Origin of the sequence: Calothrix sp. FACHB-168 (assembly GCF_963889195.1) — a bacterium.
GTDB lineage: Bacteria > Cyanobacteriota > Cyanobacteriia > Cyanobacteriales > Nostocaceae > Aulosira > Aulosira anomala_A.
Window position 1 is genome coordinate 47,188 of sequence record NZ_CAWPNJ010000044.1, and the last position, 18,116, is coordinate 65,303.

At 39.4% G+C, this 18,116-nt stretch carries 17 protein-coding genes and 1 pseudogene; 4 read left to right on the forward strand and 14 right to left on the reverse strand.

The window, feature by feature from the left end:
- Positions 1-475: 475 nt before the first annotated feature.
- Positions 476-751 (reverse strand): annotated as a pseudogene (locus AACW45_RS25430) (ferredoxin:protochlorophyllide reductase (ATP-dependent) subunit B); the annotation flags it as partial.
- Between the two features lie 95 nt (positions 752-846).
- Here AACW45_RS25430 and AACW45_RS25435 point away from each other — a divergent pair.
- A complete protein-coding gene (locus tag AACW45_RS25435) occupies positions 847-1,920 on the forward strand; it encodes a tetratricopeptide repeat protein (protein ID WP_190635576.1) in 1,074 nt (357 codons plus the stop codon).
- A 53-nt stretch (positions 1,921-1,973) separates the two neighbouring features.
- Here the strand turns inward: AACW45_RS25435 and AACW45_RS25440 are convergent, their stop codons facing one another.
- From AACW45_RS25440 to bchB, 4 genes are all read right to left on the reverse strand, one after another.
- Positions 1,974-2,195 (reverse strand): hypothetical protein, encoded by a 222-nt coding sequence (locus tag AACW45_RS25440; protein WP_190692806.1) that lies wholly within the window; start codon positions 2,193-2,195, stop codon positions 1,974-1,976.
- Between the two features lie 252 nt (positions 2,196-2,447).
- Complete coding sequence (locus AACW45_RS25445) at positions 2,448-2,777, reverse strand: hypothetical protein (protein WP_373462069.1); 330 nt, start codon at positions 2,775-2,777, stop codon at positions 2,448-2,450.
- Between the two features lie 37 nt (positions 2,778-2,814).
- A complete protein-coding gene (locus tag AACW45_RS25450; RefSeq protein ID WP_190635582.1) occupies positions 2,815-3,201 on the reverse strand; it encodes a hypothetical protein in 387 nt (128 codons plus the stop codon).
- Between the two features lie 105 nt (positions 3,202-3,306).
- A complete protein-coding gene (gene bchB, locus AACW45_RS25455) occupies positions 3,307-4,833 on the reverse strand; it encodes a ferredoxin:protochlorophyllide reductase (ATP-dependent) subunit B (protein ID WP_190635583.1) in 1,527 nt (508 codons plus the stop codon).
- Positions 4,834-5,343: 510 nt separating this feature from the next.
- Here bchB and AACW45_RS25460 point away from each other — a divergent pair.
- The gene (locus AACW45_RS25460; protein ID WP_190544314.1) at positions 5,344-5,859 is read left to right on the forward strand and encodes a DUF2243 domain-containing protein; all 516 of its coding nucleotides are present in this window, start codon (positions 5,344-5,346) and stop codon (positions 5,857-5,859) included.
- Positions 5,860-5,914: 55 nt separating this feature from the next.
- Here the strand turns inward: AACW45_RS25460 and AACW45_RS25465 are convergent, their stop codons facing one another.
- The 7 genes from AACW45_RS25465 to AACW45_RS25495 all read right to left on the reverse strand — a co-directional run bounded on the left by AACW45_RS25465 (position 5,915) and on the right by AACW45_RS25495 (position 13,631).
- Entirely contained in the window at positions 5,915-7,894 is a 1,980-nt protein-coding gene (locus tag AACW45_RS25465) for a primary-amine oxidase (RefSeq protein ID WP_190635585.1), read from the reverse strand.
- A gap of 539 nt (positions 7,895-8,433) precedes the next feature.
- Complete coding sequence (locus tag AACW45_RS25470; RefSeq protein ID WP_190635586.1) at positions 8,434-8,958, reverse strand: tetratricopeptide repeat protein; 525 nt, start codon at positions 8,956-8,958, stop codon at positions 8,434-8,436.
- Positions 8,959-9,074: 116 nt separating this feature from the next.
- A complete protein-coding gene (locus AACW45_RS25475; RefSeq protein ID WP_190635588.1) occupies positions 9,075-9,947 on the reverse strand; it encodes a transporter substrate-binding domain-containing protein in 873 nt (290 codons plus the stop codon).
- Positions 9,948-9,971: 24 nt separating this feature from the next.
- A complete protein-coding gene (gene rplT / locus AACW45_RS25480; protein WP_096646205.1) occupies positions 9,972-10,328 on the reverse strand; it encodes a 50S ribosomal protein L20 in 357 nt (118 codons plus the stop codon).
- A gap of 32 nt (positions 10,329-10,360) precedes the next feature.
- Complete coding sequence (gene rpmI, locus AACW45_RS25485; protein ID WP_190544299.1) at positions 10,361-10,558, reverse strand: 50S ribosomal protein L35; 198 nt, start codon at positions 10,556-10,558, stop codon at positions 10,361-10,363.
- A 99-nt stretch (positions 10,559-10,657) separates the two neighbouring features.
- Positions 10,658-11,893 carry an RNA-guided endonuclease InsQ/TnpB family protein gene (locus tag AACW45_RS25490; protein ID WP_190635590.1) on the reverse strand — a complete coding sequence of 412 codons (1,236 nt, stop codon included), beginning with the start codon at positions 11,891-11,893 and terminating at the stop codon, positions 10,658-10,660.
- Between the two features lie 475 nt (positions 11,894-12,368).
- Positions 12,369-13,631: a hypothetical protein gene (locus AACW45_RS25495; RefSeq protein ID WP_242045566.1), complete on the reverse strand. Its 1,263-nt coding sequence runs from the start codon at positions 13,629-13,631 to the stop codon at positions 12,369-12,371.
- A gap of 401 nt (positions 13,632-14,032) precedes the next feature.
- Here AACW45_RS25495 and AACW45_RS25500 point away from each other — a divergent pair, with 401 nt between their 5' ends.
- Together AACW45_RS25500 and AACW45_RS25505 are read left to right on the forward strand one after the other, a co-directional pair.
- Positions 14,033-14,722: a hypothetical protein gene (locus tag AACW45_RS25500; protein WP_190635592.1), complete on the forward strand. Its 690-nt coding sequence runs from the start codon at positions 14,033-14,035 to the stop codon at positions 14,720-14,722.
- A gap of 429 nt (positions 14,723-15,151) precedes the next feature.
- The gene (locus AACW45_RS25505) at positions 15,152-15,532 is read left to right on the forward strand and encodes a calcium-binding protein (protein ID WP_190635594.1); all 381 of its coding nucleotides are present in this window, start codon (positions 15,152-15,154) and stop codon (positions 15,530-15,532) included.
- 7 nt (positions 15,533-15,539) lie between these two features.
- Here AACW45_RS25505 and AACW45_RS25510 read toward each other — a convergent pair whose 3' ends face one another.
- Positions 15,540-16,100, reverse strand: coding sequence for a sugar O-acetyltransferase (locus AACW45_RS25510; protein WP_190635596.1), 561 nt, complete (start codon positions 16,098-16,100; stop codon positions 15,540-15,542).
- 76 nt (positions 16,101-16,176) lie between these two features.
- A complete protein-coding gene (locus tag AACW45_RS25515) occupies positions 16,177-17,466 on the reverse strand; it encodes a GGDEF domain-containing response regulator (protein ID WP_190635598.1) in 1,290 nt (429 codons plus the stop codon).
- Positions 17,467-18,116: the final 650 nt, after the last annotated feature.

An 18,116-nucleotide genomic window follows, 5' to 3' on the forward strand; every position in this document is an offset into this window, starting at 1 on the left:
TTTGCTGTATAAGTAATAACCTCAATTAAGTTGGGTGGTTGTTTGACTTAATTAATAGAAATATTACGGAGGAAAAATGAGAAAAAAATGAGGATGGCTAAATATTTAAGGGACTTACAAAAAATAAATTACCCAAATTTCTTAGTGCGAGCAGCGTTCGACTGAGCGCTCACGCCGAAGTCTTGCACGATGAGTGAACACCAGCGAGCGAGACGTTTGTCCTTCGGACACGCTACGCGAACGCACTACAAATTGATTGGGTATTTAAAAAATTAGATATCCCTTAATTGAATCTTGGTTAATAAATGAAGATATCGGTGAACCCACCCCGACGAACAACTGACAATTAAAGAGGGAATAGAAAAACTGTTCCCTATTCCCTGTTCCCTATTCCCTCCTTCGATGACACAGGAAGCGCAATAAAAAAGCATCCTGTGTGGATGCTCTAATTTTTTTTTGACAATCAAGTGTTAGCCTAAGCGCCAACAGCTTCTTTGGCTGCGTAAAGTACTTCAGAGTTAATGTCTTTAATGCCGCGATCGCGTGCAAATTTTTCGGTATTGCGTTTCACTTTCCCGCGCACAAACCCAGGAATTTTGTTTAACTCTGCTAAACCATCTTTTGTCCAATTTAAGTCTGATTCGGCGGAAATTCCTTTGGTAATGACTTCTTTGGTATCATGTCCCCCAAAGATTTCTAAGAGATGATCTTCCATTCCTAAAGTAAAGGAATTGTAGATTAAATCTGTGACTATAAATTATTCATCGAATCTAAACAGTAGAATTTCTGAGGTTAACTATATAATCTAAAACTTAAAATTTAGATATATATTAAAATCGTGCTATTATGCCAGAAAATTCAGCTTTTGTGCGTGCCTTCAACCGAGGAGTAGACCTACTTCAGAACGGAGATAAAGCAGGAGCAATTTTAGCTTTTAGTGAAGCAATCAGTATTAACCCTGATAATGCTTATGCTTACTACAATAGAGGTAAAACTAAAGCTGAACTACAAGATTATGATGGTGCTATTCAAGATTTGAGCCAGACTCTTCATCTCGAACCCAAGTTTTCAAATGCTAAATATCAAATAGGAAAAATTTATCAACATATAGATGAGCAACCGTTATCACCACCAGGGCACCCAGTTCAACTAGATCTCAGAAAGTATCAAAATGGACTACTTAAGTTACAATTCCAAGAGTATGAAGAAGCAATTAAGGAATTTAATCAAGTTTTACATATAAATTCCAATTTTGCACCAGCATTCTACAATCGAGGTAAAAGCTTTCATAAACTGAAGAAAAATGAGGAAGCTGCTAAAGACTTTCAAATAGCTGCCAAATTATTTTGCGAAAATGATCAATCAGAAAAACTAGCTGTTTGGAATCCTTTTGAGTTAGGTGAATCTAATAGAGAGGAAGCAATTACCTATCTTATTCCATACTTATCAAGAAAAAGCTCCTACGACGATAAGAGATTAGCTGCATCAGCTATGCGTAAACTTGCTATGAGATTCAGCAATATTCCTGATTTAGCTATTGAACTTTTGTTAGATAACTTAACTTACCCTGCTCCACAGGTTAGGCAGTATGTTTTGAAAGCTCTCGCAGTAATAAAATTACCTAGTAATGCAATTGCAATTATTGAAAAAATAGCTAATAATGATCCACAGGAATATAATAGAACAGTAGCAAACAATATATTACAAGAATTCAGAGCTAATTCTAATAAACCTCTCCAGAAGCAGAATAAAGATGAACTAGATAATATAGAAGCTTTAGAGCAAGCATATTTAGGTTCTGAAGAATTTGATGATTTTTGGAATCAAGAGTCTTTTTATAAAGAGGATCATGACACATCTATGGATTACGGTTATTTGAGCGACCTAAGTAATCCAGAGGATTATATTTACAACTATTAATAATTTATTAGACTAAGGGCATTTGTTAAAAAATGCCCTTGAATTCATAGAAATTAGCTGTAGGTTTCTAGTTTTGGTCTTGGTGATGGTGGAATAATATCTACTAAATTTGAATGATTAAAGTAATCTTTTATATACTGAGCCTCCTGTCCATAAAATTCAATATTTTCCTGAGTAGGAGTAACTAATCCAATAATCACTTTCTCCCCAGAAAAATCAACAGTTGTTATTGCATTTAAGTTAATCAGTCGATGCCCAATTTTAATGAATTTCATACCTATAGCTAGAAAGAAGGATTCACTATTATACACACTTCGTTTTGTTTGTAATCCCTAAGTAGGTAAACGTGAAAATTTACAAGGGTTTCACGTTTACTTAGCACAGGTGGGCAGTGCGTTGTCTCTAGCCATTTGTCCCATTCTTTTTCAACTTACTCAGAGGTTACGCACATCTGAATCATTGTAATAAGGTAGTCAATGGTATATCTTTCATTCAGAGTATGATAATAAATGGTAGGTGACACTGCGTTAATACACACTGCTAGCTTCTAATTCACTGGGATAGATTATCACTTTACCTAGTAACTCGCTGAAATAGATAACTTGATAATTAGGTGCTAGCTCCGTTTGTAGTTGCTTCCACAGGTTAATTCCTTCTTCCTCAAAAGCTGCTTCAGCTTCTGGGCTTAAATCTGGTGAGTTAGCAGGATCTTGCCAGTTTAAGCTTGCATTATAATCACTAGCCCAATTTTTTAAGCGATTTATGGTTTCTTGACTGAGGGGCAATTTTGCTGGATCGATATTACCAACTTTATCAGCATCTGCCCACCATAAAGGGTCGCACCCATAATCAGCCATTAGTTTTATCGTTATTGGCATAGCTATTCAGGTGGAATTATGGTAAAGAAGCGGGATTAGCTCCAACTATATAACCATTATCACCTACTGTTACAGCTATGTATTGTGTTTTGCCATTAAAAATTACTTCATATATTTCTCTTCGAGGTTCTATTGTTCCTTGATAGCCAATAAAGGTTCCTCTGGTGATAGCAGCCATAACAGCATCTGGGATTTCATTCTCAGAAATTCCGCGTCTGGAAAAATTCTCTTGATGTTCTTTTAATATATGTGCTAAACCACTGCCTCTTCTACCAGCTTTTCCCTCTTCTAAAAATACGATTTTGCCATCAACTTGCTTGGCAATCCGCACAACTTTTTCTGGACTATGCTTAATACCAGACTCACGAAGTTCTGCAAACAACGCCGCTTTTTCATCATCCATATTTAAATTTAGTCATTTAAAATACTCATTATTTGTAATTAAAAAAATCAGGGTAAAAAGTATCTATTACTCTTCACCCTGATTTTTCTGAATTCAACTACTCAACTAAGCCCCAACAGCCTCTTTCGCAGCATATAGCACTTCAGAGTTGATGTCTTTAATACCGCGATCGCGCGCAAATTTTTCGGTATTGCGTTTGACTTTACCGCGCACAAACCCAGGAATTTTGTTTAATTCTGCTAAACCATCTTTTGTCCAGTTTAAGTCAGATTCGGCAGAAATTCCTTTGGTAATCACTTCTTTGGTGTCATGTCCCCCAAAGATTTCTAAGAGATGATCTTCCATTCCTAAAGTAAAGGAATTGTAGATTAAATCTGTGACTTGATTTGTACCCTCATAACCCAAGAATGGTTTGTAACCAATGGGGAAGTTTTGCACGTGGATGGGTGCAGCTATGACACCGCAGGGAATATTCAAACGCTTACCAACATGGCGTTCCATTTGCGTACCGAAGATTGCTGAAGGTTCCACACGGGCGATCGCATCGCCAATTTCCCCGTGATCGTCGGTGATTAATACTTCGTCGCAATATTCGCTGACTTGTTCGCGGAACCAGTCTGCATCATATTTGCAGTAAGTTCCCGCCCAAACCACGTGAATCCCCATTTCCCGCGATAAAATCTTTGTCATGGCGGCGGCGTGGGTGTTATCGCCAAAGACGACAGCTTTTTTCCCTGTCAAGTTTTGGCAGTCAATGGAACGAGAAAACCAAGCAGCTTGGGATACATACAAAGTTTGCTCGTTGATGAAATCTTCGTAATTTACATCAACACCTTGAGCGTTAATTACCTGCTGAATTTTCCGGATACAACGGGCAGTTTCAACTACACCCATTGGCGTAATATCTACGTAGGGAGTACCAAATTGTTCTTCGAGAAAACGCGCCGTTGTTAAACCCAGTTCGCGGTAAGGTACTAGGTTAAACCAAGCTTGGGGCATTTTCTTTAATTCGTTGACAGAAGCGCCTTCAGGAATCACGGTGTTTACCTCAATTCCCAAATCAGCCATCAGTCTTTTCAATTCGGTGCAGTCATGCTGGTTGTGGAAACCCAGGGTAGAAATCCCGATGATGTTAACTGAGGGTTTAGCAGTTTTACCTTCGGGAAGTTCGCCTTTTTTCCGGGCTTTTTCAATGTAGAATTGGACAATTTGTTGCAAAGTGCGATCGGCGGCTTGCAGTTCGTTGTAGCGGTAGTGGTTAACATCCGCTAGCATGACATCGCCTTTAGTTTCTATTTGTGCCCGTTCGACAAAGTTATGCAAATCTTCTTGCAAAATACTTGAGGTGCAGGTAGGAGTTAACACAATTAAATCTGGGTGTTCCTCTGCATCTTTGCGGGTGATATTTTCTACTACCTTCTCCTGAGAACCGCGTGCCAAAACGTTGCGATCTACTACACTGGCTGTTACCGGAGTAAAGTTTCGTTCCCGCGATAGCATGGAGCGCATGACGTTAAAATAGTCATCGCCTAGCGGGGCGTGCATAATGGCATGGACATTCTTAAAAGAACTAGCGACTCGTAGCGTACCAATGTGCGCTGGCCCTGCATACATCCAGTAAGCCAATTTCATCAGTTTTTCTCCCTTTTAAACTGAAACAATACGCAGTCCGTTAATAGATGGACTTTATGATTGCGGAATCTCTCATCGTTGTTTGATTCTCTCAAAACTTGTAGCCTGAATAAAATGGGGTAATTATTAAGTTTCAATTCATGCGATCGCCCAAACCCTGTTACCATCAGCAATCTAGAGTTTAATTTAAACAACATTGTTGTTGTTTAAGTGACATAAATCTTTATTTTCTGCAAACTTTCCTCAAACAAACTGGGGATTGGGAAACTGCGATTCTTGGAGATGAAAGAATTACCTATAGGACTTACGCGCCGAACACAAAAACCCTCAAAAGGGTGGTCAAAATTCAGGTTTTTGGACTATGGACTATTGACCATTGACAAAAAGCATGAAAAATATCTGACACTGCTTAAGTCCTAACCTAATTACTTAAGCTATTGCCCTGCAGACAGAAGATATGCATAACAAAATAATTCTATTCTGACGATAAAACTGTCTGTGGGTTTAAAAATGACAGCAAATAATTTGGCTTTCCGTAAACGTTTACCACTAATTACTGCTGGGATTTTTTTAGGTCTAGGTCTAGGTGGCTTCGTTGATGGTATCCTACTGCATCAAATTCTTCAGTGGCATCATATGTTAAGCAGTGTTCGACCCTTAACGAGTGATACTAATACAGACGTAAACATGGTATGGGACGGCTTATTTCATGCTTTGGATTGGGTATTAACTGTGATTGGAGTAGCATTACTATGGCGTGCGGGAGGGCGTGCTGATGTTCCTTGGTCATCACGAACTTTTGTTGGTTCTTTGCTCATAGGTGCTGGGTTGTTCAATGTAGTGGAAGGAGTAATTAATCATCAAATTTTAGGTATCCATCATGTAAAACCAGGGGTAAATCAATTAGCTTGGGATCTAGGTTTTCTCGCCTTGGGTGCGTTGCTTGCAATCGTTGGATGGATAATGCTAAATCAAGAGCAAAATTCTTCAAAAGTCAGCTTTTCTTCTGAGGATAAGTCTGGATAATTAAAGGAGTAAAATTTGCCTTCATTATGAATATTTTCGCTTCATAATGGTAAATTTATTCAGGTAAATTAATTGCTGGATTGCGGCTAAAGAATCCTCTAGGAGCAAGTTTAAAACTAACTCGGTGTGTTGGCATTACAGGCCAATCTTCCGGACGGGGAATATGGGTAACGCCCATTGTGTACCAAAGTACGATATCTTCACCCGTTAAAGATTCATCATTGGCAATATATTTAGGTAAACCTTGTCCTGGTTGAGTTTGGTTTGGATAATCGCCGCCAGCATAAAGTTCATCTGGGTGATATTTTGTTACCCATACATGATGTGTTGCAAAGCCAGCTTTATCGCGAATCTTAGCACCTTCTACGGGGAAAAATACCGCATTACCTCCTGGCATCAGCATATATGCTGGGGGAGTTCCTATAGTATTTTGACGATTAGGGTTAACAATCATCCATTCGCGGCTGTGTTTCATGTCTAAATCGCGCACAGCAGCTTTTTCTGTGGTTAAGGGAGTATCTGTAACTGCGATCGCATTTCCTAAAGAATTATGATTATCTAAAGGTAAGGCTTGCACATTCATTTCCATGACAGAATTAGCCTCACCATCTACATCCATATCTAGGCGGTAGTTAAAGAAGTGTTGATGATTTACGCCAAAGATATTTTTGGCTAATAGTCTGCCATAAGAATTATCTGGAGATTGTGTTTTTGCATTTGTACCCTGTGCTAACACAATTCCCGTTAAATCATTCTCAATTTCTAAACTGCCATCTTGGTGAAAAATCCAATTTAAACTGTAATCATAATTATCAACTGCCGCCGTCATCGTCATCACTAATTCTCGATTAGGACGGACATAATTTTTTCGGGTATTGTATTCGTAATGCTTCCACAATAGCCCATTATCTCTTTCATAAATACCAATTACCTTGGGCATTTCATAAGGTTCCCCCTGTTCGTTAGCCATCACCGCATTTAATAACAAACCATTCTCCGGAATATCCTTACCTAACTCCATTGAAGTGGCGAGGGAACCAAAATTATATTCACCTACATCAAAGGCATTTCTAAAAGCCCAAGTAAAGTCAGGATGACCATAAGGTACTACCATTTCTGATAGGCTAGCACGGTATAAAACCGGGCGAATTTTTTCTCCATCATCATAAGTTATTTGATAGAGAATTAACCCATTGCGGGGATGCATTAAATAGCGAAAATTCCAACCTTGCCAGCTAATTGCATTACCACGAATGCGGAAACTAGTACCTTGAGGTTGGATTATTTTTAATAATTTTGGTGGTGTTAGTAATTTACTAAAAGATTGAACATCATAATTCCAATTTTCTGAAGATAACGGTAATACCCCGTTATCTATAAAGCTATCGATTTTACCTGTGTTTAAATCAACAGTAGCTACTACCCCTTCAATGGGACTGGCAAAGTAATTCCAATTCTTACCTTTATAGTAAGATAATGCTCGACAAAGACGTTTACCTGTAGTCGTTTCCTTATCAGTTAAAATACCTGGTGCCCAGCAATTAATTTTTACTTTATCAAAATCTGTAATTCCCCGTTTTTGCATAGCTGCTTGCCATTGGGGATCTGATTGGACAATCTGTCGTGCTAAATCGTATTCAGGATTAATTATTGCAGGTTGAGCGTTAGGTATTAGCTTCCAAGAAGTGAGGGTTTGAGTTTTCAAGTCAACTACAGCTTGGTATGTTTGATTTTGCGATCGCTCATACACCACTAAGAAAGCTTGGCGTTGAAAAGACTTACCAGGTGTAAAATTTAGAACTTCTTTTTTATCTGGTTCTTGCAGATTGATTAATGGGAAAACTACATTTTCAGTGAGATTCTTTTCTTTCTTTACCACTGCAACTGCTGTCTTAATTTCTCCTGCTGTTAAGGCTGTGAGGGGATGGGAAATTGACGGTTGTTGTGCAAATAAAATTTCTCGATAACCAAGAGCGCCAATAATGAAAATAATAATGGCAATAATTAAACTCAATAACCGTAGCCGCTTCATCATTATTTAAATATTTATCGGAATATATAGCTATATATATTCTTGGCTGAAATTGATAAACCGCATAAATTTACTGAAATTTTAATATTAATTATGGATGATAATACCAATTCAAATTATGTTTGCGAAACATTAATGTGGGAGCATCCCAAATGTGCAAAAACGCCCTCACCCTATAAGGGTGGGGCTAGAAATACGAAGCCTGCCTACCCTTCGGGAACGTCTTCGACGAACGCAGGCTAAAAGTTTGATAGCCTGCGAAGGCAGGCTTTGTTGGTATAGCAATACCCTAGAAGGGTATTGCGTCAAAATTGGGATGCTCCCATTAATGTATTCTAGAGGGCAAGGCATTGCCTTGCCCCTACAATCTTTCGCCTTCTTTTTTTAAATTGTAATAATTATTCATCTAACTATATTTTTAAATTAGATATTTTGAAAATATATACAGCAGATTGCAAGTTGATGAGGTACAGATTATCGTTGATTGTAGGGGCACTGGCACTGCCATGCCCCTACCTGCGTACTCGCGATCAAGTTAATAATTAAGCAGAAACCAACCGCCGCAAAGATTCAGCACGACGTTTAGCTGTAGAATTATTAGGCGCAAATTTCAGGGCTTCTTCGTAAGTTTGTAGCGCCTGGGCGTTTAATTTTTTCCGCTCATAAGCATGAGCAAGATTATTCAGCGCTGTTACGTAGTCAGGTTGATTTTTCAGAGCTTCTTTGTACTGACGAATTGCTAAATCATATTGCTCTTGAGTAAAGTAAACATAACCTAGCCCATTGTAGATAGGAGCAATATTTTCTTCCCCTTCTTCTTCCGCCGTTTTCAGAGCTTTTTGAAACAGCGTAATTGCTTGGGAATAGATTTTCTTTTGCGAATAAATACTGCCTAACTCGTAATATTCTTGAGTTGTACCCTTCTCTTTACTCAACTTGTTTTTTAAGCGGGACAACGAACTTTCAATCCGACGAGTTTTGAAAATTTGGCGAAAAATAGCCACAACTGCAAAGGCGAGTATACCTACGAAAATCGAGAGATAAACAACCGCTAGACTGTTATCCATTGTCTTGAAAGAGAAAATTATAAAGAGTCTTCTTATTTATTATCAGCTGCAAGGGGAACTGGGAGACGGTTGACGGTTGACGGTTGACGGTTGACGGTTGACGGTTGACTGTTGATTTATGGTAATCCCCAGTATTGGGCGCGTTGCTTGAGCCAACCTTCAGCGATGTAACGCGCGATCGCTTCATTTACCTGTAATCTTAAATCAGCGTACTGCAAGCCCTTGGGCATGGCTACAGATAAGGGTGCTGTGGAGAGTTTGTCTGGGAGTAGGCGATACTGGGGATATTCTTGTATCCAACCGCTCAAAAGGCTAGCATCAGCAGCAAAGGCTTGTACTTCCCCAGTTTCCATTTGCGATCGCGCTTCTGCGTAAGAATTCACCCCGACTAACTCAGCATTGGGCACATAGTACTTCACATCAGCAATGCTGCTAGAGTTATTCAGGACGGCGATTTTACGGTTTACTAAATCTTTTGTCTTCTGGATTCCTGTATCTTTTACTACTAAATATGTGCCATCAAAGTAGTAAGGAACACTGAAACTTACTAAGCGAGAGCGTGACTCTGTGGCTGTAACTCTCGCAATAGCAAAGTCAACTTGATTGTTAAAGACTACAGATAAGCGATCGCGATTTGCTATTGGTTGTAACTTTACAGCATTTGCTTTCCCTAACAAATCACTGGCTAAACGCTGTGCTAAGTCAATTTCCAAGCCTTGCAAATTCCCGCTAGCATCTCTAAATCCCAAGGGACGCAAGTTATCTTTAACCGCAATAGTTAAATAGCCTCGCCGCAGAATTTCTGGCATTTCGGCGGCAGATGCAATTGATCCTGTGGCTAAAAAGCAACAGCTAACAATTAATAATAAGGATAAGGAGTAAAGGATAAAGGATGAAAACCAAAATTGCTGTAAAACACCTATTTTCTGGATTAAGGTGTCTTTTTTCCAGCCCCCAGATTGATTTTTGGGGTATACTTCAGCCTTCATACTTCATGCTTCATCCTTAATCCTTTATCCCTTTGCTTGAATAGCCAATGCAGCTACTTTGCCAAAGCTAGCTGGATCGACAACTGCCATTTGTGCCAACATTTTACGATTGAGTTGGACATTAGCTTTTTTGAGATTACCGATTAGCTGGCTGTAGCTCAAACCATGTTCTCTTGCAGCAGCATTAATCCGAGCAATCCAGAGGCTACGGAAATCGCGCTTTTTCTTTTTGCGATCGCGGTAGGAACTCCGCAGCGCTTTCATTACCTGTTGGTTAGCGGTTCTAAACAGAGTTGAGTGGGAACCGCGAAAACCTTTAGCTATTTTGAGAATTTTATTGCGGCGTTTACGAGCTACATTACCGCGTTTTACCCGTGTCATAACTTATATTTTCCTGAAAATTCCTGAAAAACTTACAAATAGGGGAGCATCAAACGTACATTCTCTTCATCGCGCTCATTTACAATCGCCATTTTGGAGAAGCTGCGCTTTTTCTTGGTAGTCTTATGCTCTAAAAGGTGGTTTTTGAAGGCTTTGCGACGGACGATTTTACCGGTACCGGTGGCACGGAATCGCTTCGCCGCAGCTTTACGAGTTTTGAGTTTAGGCATGGTTTGGCTTTGATCGACACAATCCATCATTATATACTAAGCGCATCAAATTGCATGAGCCACATTGACACTCCCCTGGCTGATTAAGTATTGCTACGCTCACTTAATCGCAAAGCCAGGGGATTCTACATTCACAGACTCGCCGTTAGACAGCAGAGTTACCCCAACTGCCCAAGAGGGCAAATCTCCTGTAGCGTAAGTTCCCGTGTGCCCCACGGTACTGAGTCCTAGTCTCAAAATGTTGATTGCTGCGTTGATATCCCTGTCTTCTACATATCCACAATGAGGGCAAACATGGGTTCTAGTCGATAGAGATTTTTTCACCTTCTTACCACAGTTAGAGCAATTTTGGCTGGTGTTGTGGGGAGGAACTGCAACAGTCACCTTCCCATATTTATGACCAAAATATTCCAACCAACTGCGGAAAGTGTACCAACCAGCATCACTAATTGATTTAGCTAGATGTCGATTACGGAAGAGCCCTTTGACATTTAAATCTTCATAGGCTACCAAGTCGTTAGATTGGATGACGGAGTAAGCTAATCTCTTGCAATACTCTTTTCGTTGCCTACTTACTTTTAAATGTTTCCGAGCATATCTATTTCTAGCCTTGTGGTAATTGTTTGATTGCCTGATTTTGGCTTTTTTCTTCTGTTGACTGAATTTTTTGGACTTCTTGCGGTTGGCTCGTATAAGATGTTTTTCGGACTTACGGTAGAACTGGGGTGATGATTCTACATTACCTTTATTGTCAGCAATGAAGTATTTTAATCCCAAGTCAATACCAACAATTTGATTAGTAGGTTGACTTTCTACCCTGACATCAATATCAATTGCGAATTGAGCGTAATACCCGTCAGCACGACGCACTAAGCGCACTCGCTTAATTTGCTTGATATTGTAATAGTTAAGGTCGTAGGTTCCCTTTAATTTCAGAGTTCCGATTCCTTTTTTATCCGAAAATGTTATGGCTTTTCTCGTGTCTGACAGTTTCCACCCAGTCGATTTATATTCAACAGAACGGCAGTTTTTCTTAAACTTTGGAAACCCTTTTTTGCCCTTAATTTTCTTCTTACAGTTATCGTAAAATCGAGCTATTGCAGACCAAGAACGTTCAGCAGCAGATTGTCTAGCCATTGAGTTTAATTCATCAGCGAAAGGAAATTCAGATGCTAAAACAGCACAGTATTTATTAAGGTCATATCTGCCTATATCTTTGTTATCCATCCAATAGCGTAAGCATTTATTTTGGATAAACTGACTAGTACGAATTGCCTCATCTATAGCTTGATACTGTTTTTCTTTTCCCTTAACTTTGAACTCGTAAACAATCATGGGTATCGACCAATTAACCACATGTTTATGTTACCATAACTGACATAAATACATCAAGAAAAAGAAAATATCACAAAAAAGTAAACTTTTTAAACCGTTTTCATCCTTGGGCTAAAGCCGCAAGGTTTTCAACGAGTATCCTTATAATATCAAGTGCGATCGCTATCAATTTATATTGATGGCGAATGGCCAATGGTGGGTCTGACCCCTCAACAATTGAGATAAACTGTTCTCTCGCTTACCCGACACACCGCCCACAGGCTATAAGCCTGGGGCTAAATCTACAAAGCCTGCCTCCGCAGGCTAGAGAAATAGAGGCTGCGGAGGCAGGCTTTTTTCAATTAGCCGCACCCTTGAGGGTGACGGCGGGATTGCGGGATAGGCGAGGGGTCTGACCCCTAATTCGCCAGTAGTATCCTCCGAGTTACGAACTTGGTAATTTAACAATCGCGATGTTTTTTTTATTTGCAAGTCCCTAAACCGCTTTCGGATCTAAAACGATCGCAGAACCAGATTTATTGGCATGATAAGTCCAAGATTGCTCTTTTACCTTAACTACGACTTCCCACCCCTCAACAGGTTGATAAATCTCTGCACAAACTTCGCCAAACCCAAAATGGCATTGGTTTCCAAAGGTTTTAGCTGTAGCTTGGGTAATTTGTAAATTGGCAACTGCGACACCAGAACGTTTGGCAGCATCATTTAAGATATTATTGGCGATCGCTCTGGGTAAAGTCACGTTTGCCGATGGATTAATTTTCGGATCTAAAATAATTTGCGAGCCTGTTCTATTGACATGGTAAGTCCAAGATTTATCTTTAACTTGGACAATTACTTCCCAACCAGGAACCGGATTATATTCCTTAGTACAGATTTCACCAAAGCCGAACTCGCAAGGATTACCAAAATTTTTGGCTGTGGCTTGGGTAATTTTTAAATCTCCAACTGCGACACCAGAACGTTTGGCAGCATCATCTAAAATTCTACTGCCGATCGCTGTCGTTAAAGTCACTTTTGGCCATTCTCTAATTATGGGATCTAAAATAATTTGCGAACCGGATCTATTGACATGGTAAGTCCAAGGTTCATCTTTAACTTGCACAATTACTCGCCAGCCATGCACCGGATTATAATCTGCGGTACAGAGTTCGCCAAAGTTAAATGTACAACGATTACCAAAGCTGATAGATGTGGTTTCGCTAATTTTTAAATCGCCAACTGCGATTCCAGAACGTTTAGCAGCATCGTTGAGAATTTTATTAGCGATCGCTTTGGGTAAAGGTACTGTTATCGATTGATTACTTTTCGGATCTAAATAGACTTCTGAACCCGATCTATTGGCATGGTAAGTCCAAGATTGGTCTTTTACTTGTACAATTACTTCCCAACCATTGACAGGTCTATATTCTCTAGTACAAACTTCCCCAAACCTGAAAATACAAGGATTACTAAAGGTTTTGGCGGTAGCTTTAGTAATTTTTAACTCGCTGACAGGCAAGTCAACACGTTTAGCGGCGTCATTGAGTATTGCTCTAGCAACCTTTTTCGGCAGTCTATTTTGGTTATTTTGTCCGGTTTGTGCTAATTGGATATGAGCTACATTAGGCGCAGCATTAGCATAATTATCAATCAAGCCAATGCCACATATAAAGCTAGTTAATGCTAAAGAAAATATGACATTTTGGGGAAAATGACATATAGTTTTCATTGAGTGAGATAGTTTAGAAATGCCGTTCATGCACTTTGACCTTAAGAGTTGATATTTCCTACATTTATTAATATTATTTTTCCGGAATTTACTTTTGATAATTCCTGATGATTTCTTCAATGTTGCAGCATATACTCAGTAATAACTTTTTTTCAGCTACTACATATTCAAAGCAACTTTATTGTGAGTTGCTATCAGCTAGTAATTCCAAAAGAAGATATTTTATGTGACGTTGCAGTTGCAATTCAGTTTCCGAGAAATTCACCAAAAAAGGCAGAAGGCAAATAGGAGGAGCCAGAAGGAATACTTTCTGCCCAATGCCCCATGCCCAATGCCCAATGCCCAATGCCCCATGCCCAAATGAGTGTGCTTTCCTGTCCAGTTTATGTAAGATGGGTTGCAGGTTCGATTCAGCCGTGGTGCAATGTTTTATGGAACCTCAAATCGGCATTAATTTAGCTCAAGGAATTTGGCAAGGCTGGCAACAGGCGCAGTCTTTGGTGAATGATAGTGTAAAGTCTGTTGGTAATTCAGTACAGCAGGCAGGGCAGTCTGTTCAAGATACTGCCAATCAAGCTACTATCAGAGCAGTTGATGCCATAACGACAACTTGGGAACAAGCGAAAGGTTCTGCTGAGAATATTAAGACTACAACATCTGTAGCCGTGCAAAATGCAATCGCTTCTTCGATGAATGATTGGTTAGTACAACACCCTTCTTTTTTCCGCCTGGTACAAATCCTTAGTTGGGGAGTTAATCACCCAATTATTAGTAGTATCTTGCTGGTGTTTATTTTAGCTTTGCTGTGGAGCTTAGTTAAAGCGGCGATGCGCTTAATTGAAGTCACTAGTTGGACTATTCTCCGGGTTCCCATTCAATTGCTTCAGGCGTTGGTAAAAGTTGGTTTTATTTCCCTGAGTAAATTTGTTCGTTATAGTTTTCAAACTATTACAGGCGCTTCTAAGATAAAATCAGAATCGGCATTAATACTAGATAATTCCGTAACAGAGTCTCAAAAAAGACAACAAAGATTAGCATATATTTGCGATCGCCTAGAGGCAATTCAAAAAGAACAACAAGCCCTGCTGCAAGAAGCCGCCAGTTTAATGGATTCAGATTAAGGGCATTGGGCATTGGGCATCCCTTCTCTGCGAGACGCTACGCGAACGGCTTCGCTCAGGGCGAGTGGGCATTGGGCATTGGGGACATCCAATTTTTTAAATACCCAATAAATTTGTAGTGCGAGCAGCGTTCGACTGAGCGCTGCTCGCACTACGAAATATGGATAATTTATTTTTTGTAAGTCCCTTGGGTAATAGTTTATCTCCCCCTGCCTCCTGCCCCCTGCCCCCTGCCTCCTGCCCCCTGCTTCTTCCGCCTCCTCAAAGCAGGAAATTTCCTGATTTAATGGCATAAAGTTGCAAAATTTGCTATATTTCTAAAGCTAGCTGATGTGGCTATAAGAAAAATAATCTTTCACAAATTGACAGGCGATCGCCAAAACGTTACTATACATAGTTCCAAATTTATCCTAAGCAAGTCTGGATATTATGCCTAGTGTTGAACAAGATCAAACTCGAGAGCAGCGCATTAAGACAGAAATCATTGCGGATGCTGAAGACAAAGAAGACAGGGCAATGGCTTGGTACTACTACCTAGAAGAGGCTCTCAACTTTCCTTTTAATGCCAAATGGACAAAAAAGAGTCGGAAATCAACGACACCCCAAGAAAAGCAAGTTGAAGTTTTGGGAATGGCTCCAGATGATGAATGTCTCAAAGATATGATTGTCGAGGTAGCTGTCATCAATGGCAAAGAAGATGATGTGTATTCAGCAAAGCTATCGGAAATCGAAGCCATTGATGCTGATGAAGACACTCTAGAAGCCCTTGCAGACTGGCAATATTGGCTAGCTAGAGGATACAAGTTTTAAGCAAATTTTAGGTTAGGTGCCGGATAATACGGCATGGGTTGCCAGCAGCTACAACATTTTCAGGTATATCTTTCACTACTACACTACCAGCACCAATAGTTGTATTATCTCCAATTGTGACTCCGGGGCAAATAATTGCACTGCCACCAATCCACACGTTATTACCAATTTTGACTGGTGCGGCTAATTCTCTGTCGGCAAGCCGAATCTCTGGTTCTGTAGGATGGTAGGCAGTGTATATCTGCACATAAGGGGCGCACATAACATTTTCACCAATATGAACTGTATTGCAGTCTAAAATTACACAGCCAAAGTTCATAAATAAGCGATCGCTTGCGTAAATGTTACTGCCATAATCACAGTAAAATGGTGGCACAATTGTAGCTTTTTTACCTATTTGCCCAAATAATTCTTGTAAAATCTGCCACTTTTGCTCGTCTTGTTCTTCGGTGGTAGCGTTGTACATTCGCAAAAGACGAGAGGCGCGTTTCCTCTCAGTAACTAGTTCTGTGTCTTCTGCCCAATATAATTCGCCAGCCAGCATTTTCTGCTTCTCTGTTTTCTCCATCACAGAATTTTCAGACTTTGAGATTTTGTTGCTAATTACATCATAGCTAACAATCTATCGCTAAAAGTTGAAGAGTTTAAGCGTTTGAAAACACGCCATAGCGAGCTTTTCCTTGCCGTTTAGCATGGTACATTGCAATATCAGCATCTCTGAGTAGGTTGTGGGGTTCTTCATAATGACTGCTACTCAACGCAATACCAATGCTAGCTGTGGGAATTATCTGATGTCCGTTGAGGTTAAGTGGTACGCTTAAAGCTTCTTGGATGCGTTTAGCGACATTAGTAGCGTCTGTAACGTCTTTAATATCTTCTAAAAGGACAGCAAATTCATCCCCACCAAATCTAGCAACTGTATCGCCACTACGTAAACATAACTCTAAACGACGCGCGATCGCTACTAAAAAATCATCGCCGATTGCGTGACCAAAGCGATCGTTAATCCCCTTAAAGCCATCTAAATCTAAAAATAAAACTGCAAAATTATAATCATTACGTCGTCTGCTGCGTTCAATTGTTTGCCTGAGACGATCTAAAAATAATACTCGATTGGGAAGCGCAGTTAAGGCATCGTGACAAGCATTGCGCAGTAATCGTGCTTCTGTTTGTTTGCGTTGACTAATATCTTGAAAGACTAAAACCGCACCATCGATATTGCCATCAGCATCGCGAATCGGTGCTACAGAATCACCAATAGGTATAATCTTGCCATCCTTAGTCAGCAGGTTGCAGTTCTCGGGGAGATTTAAAACCTCTCCTGCTTGTATCGCTTTAGTAGCTAAATTATCAATTACTTCATCCATCTCTTTGTCAATTAAGTTTACAACTTCTTCTAAATCCTTGCCATAAGCTTCATTTTGTCTCCAACCTGTGAGTGCTTCGGCTACAGGATTCATCATTTGAATACTCCCATCAGCACAAGTAACAACTACGCCACAGCCCATACTGTTAATAATTGCTGTGAGTCGCTGCTTTTCTGCTTCATATTTTTGGTTCAACCGATGCTTGTAAAGAGCCATTTCTACAGCAAAATGTAAGTCTTTTTCAGCACATGGTTTGTGAATATAACTAAATGGCTCGCTGAGTTGCTTTTGGTGTGTTTGCTTGTCTGCTGAATACTCAGTTAAATAGACAACTGGTATTTGGAAATCATTCTGGATAATATCCCCAATTTCAGTACCATTAATTTTACCTGCCAAGCAGATATCAATTAATACTAAATGTGGATTATCCTCCGCTATTTTTTTGATGGCTTCTTCGCCAGAAGCTGTCAATTCTAAAACAGAATACCCTAACTTCTGTAAACTATTTCTGATATCTGAAGCTAGGATTCTTTCATCCTCAACAACTAAGATTTTGTGGGAGAACATGTTAGACTAATCTGTTGGCTAAAGTGCAGATTTTGTTTTCAGTCTCGGCTCACTCTGAAAATCAATAATCCTATAATAATCAATCTCTAATCTACCTGTGTAGTACCTGGAAGAATAACTAATTTTTTATTTACATATTTTTGATTTTCCTCATACAGTTGATATCCGGTTAATAAGCCAAGATACTATTTAAAAATGTAAATTGCCATACAATTATCTGAAACTAAATAAATTTTTTGGCAATTTGGCAGTAATGAATCATAAAAAGCACAAATCTTTGCGGTTTCTACGGAAGGGTAATAAAGATTTGAACCTTGATAGACTGACTAAATAACAGGTATTCTAGAAGTAATAAACTGTGAAGCATTTAATTTACACATTGAAACCGCAGGGTGTAAGGGAGACACTAGGCAGCTTTTAACACCATGAAAATGTTGCAATTTCAGTGACAATTAGCTTATCAAATTCTTCTAGACTGTTGCAAGTATTCAGGATATTTAATGTGTAGTCCGGCTATTTTTTGCTACACTTTTGACTGAGTAGATTAAAAATCCTAATGTATGTTTTGAACGAATAGTACAGGATTTTACTATAGAAAAAGTATAACAATATACTATTTATTTAAATCCTCTATCAATTGGATGAGATAA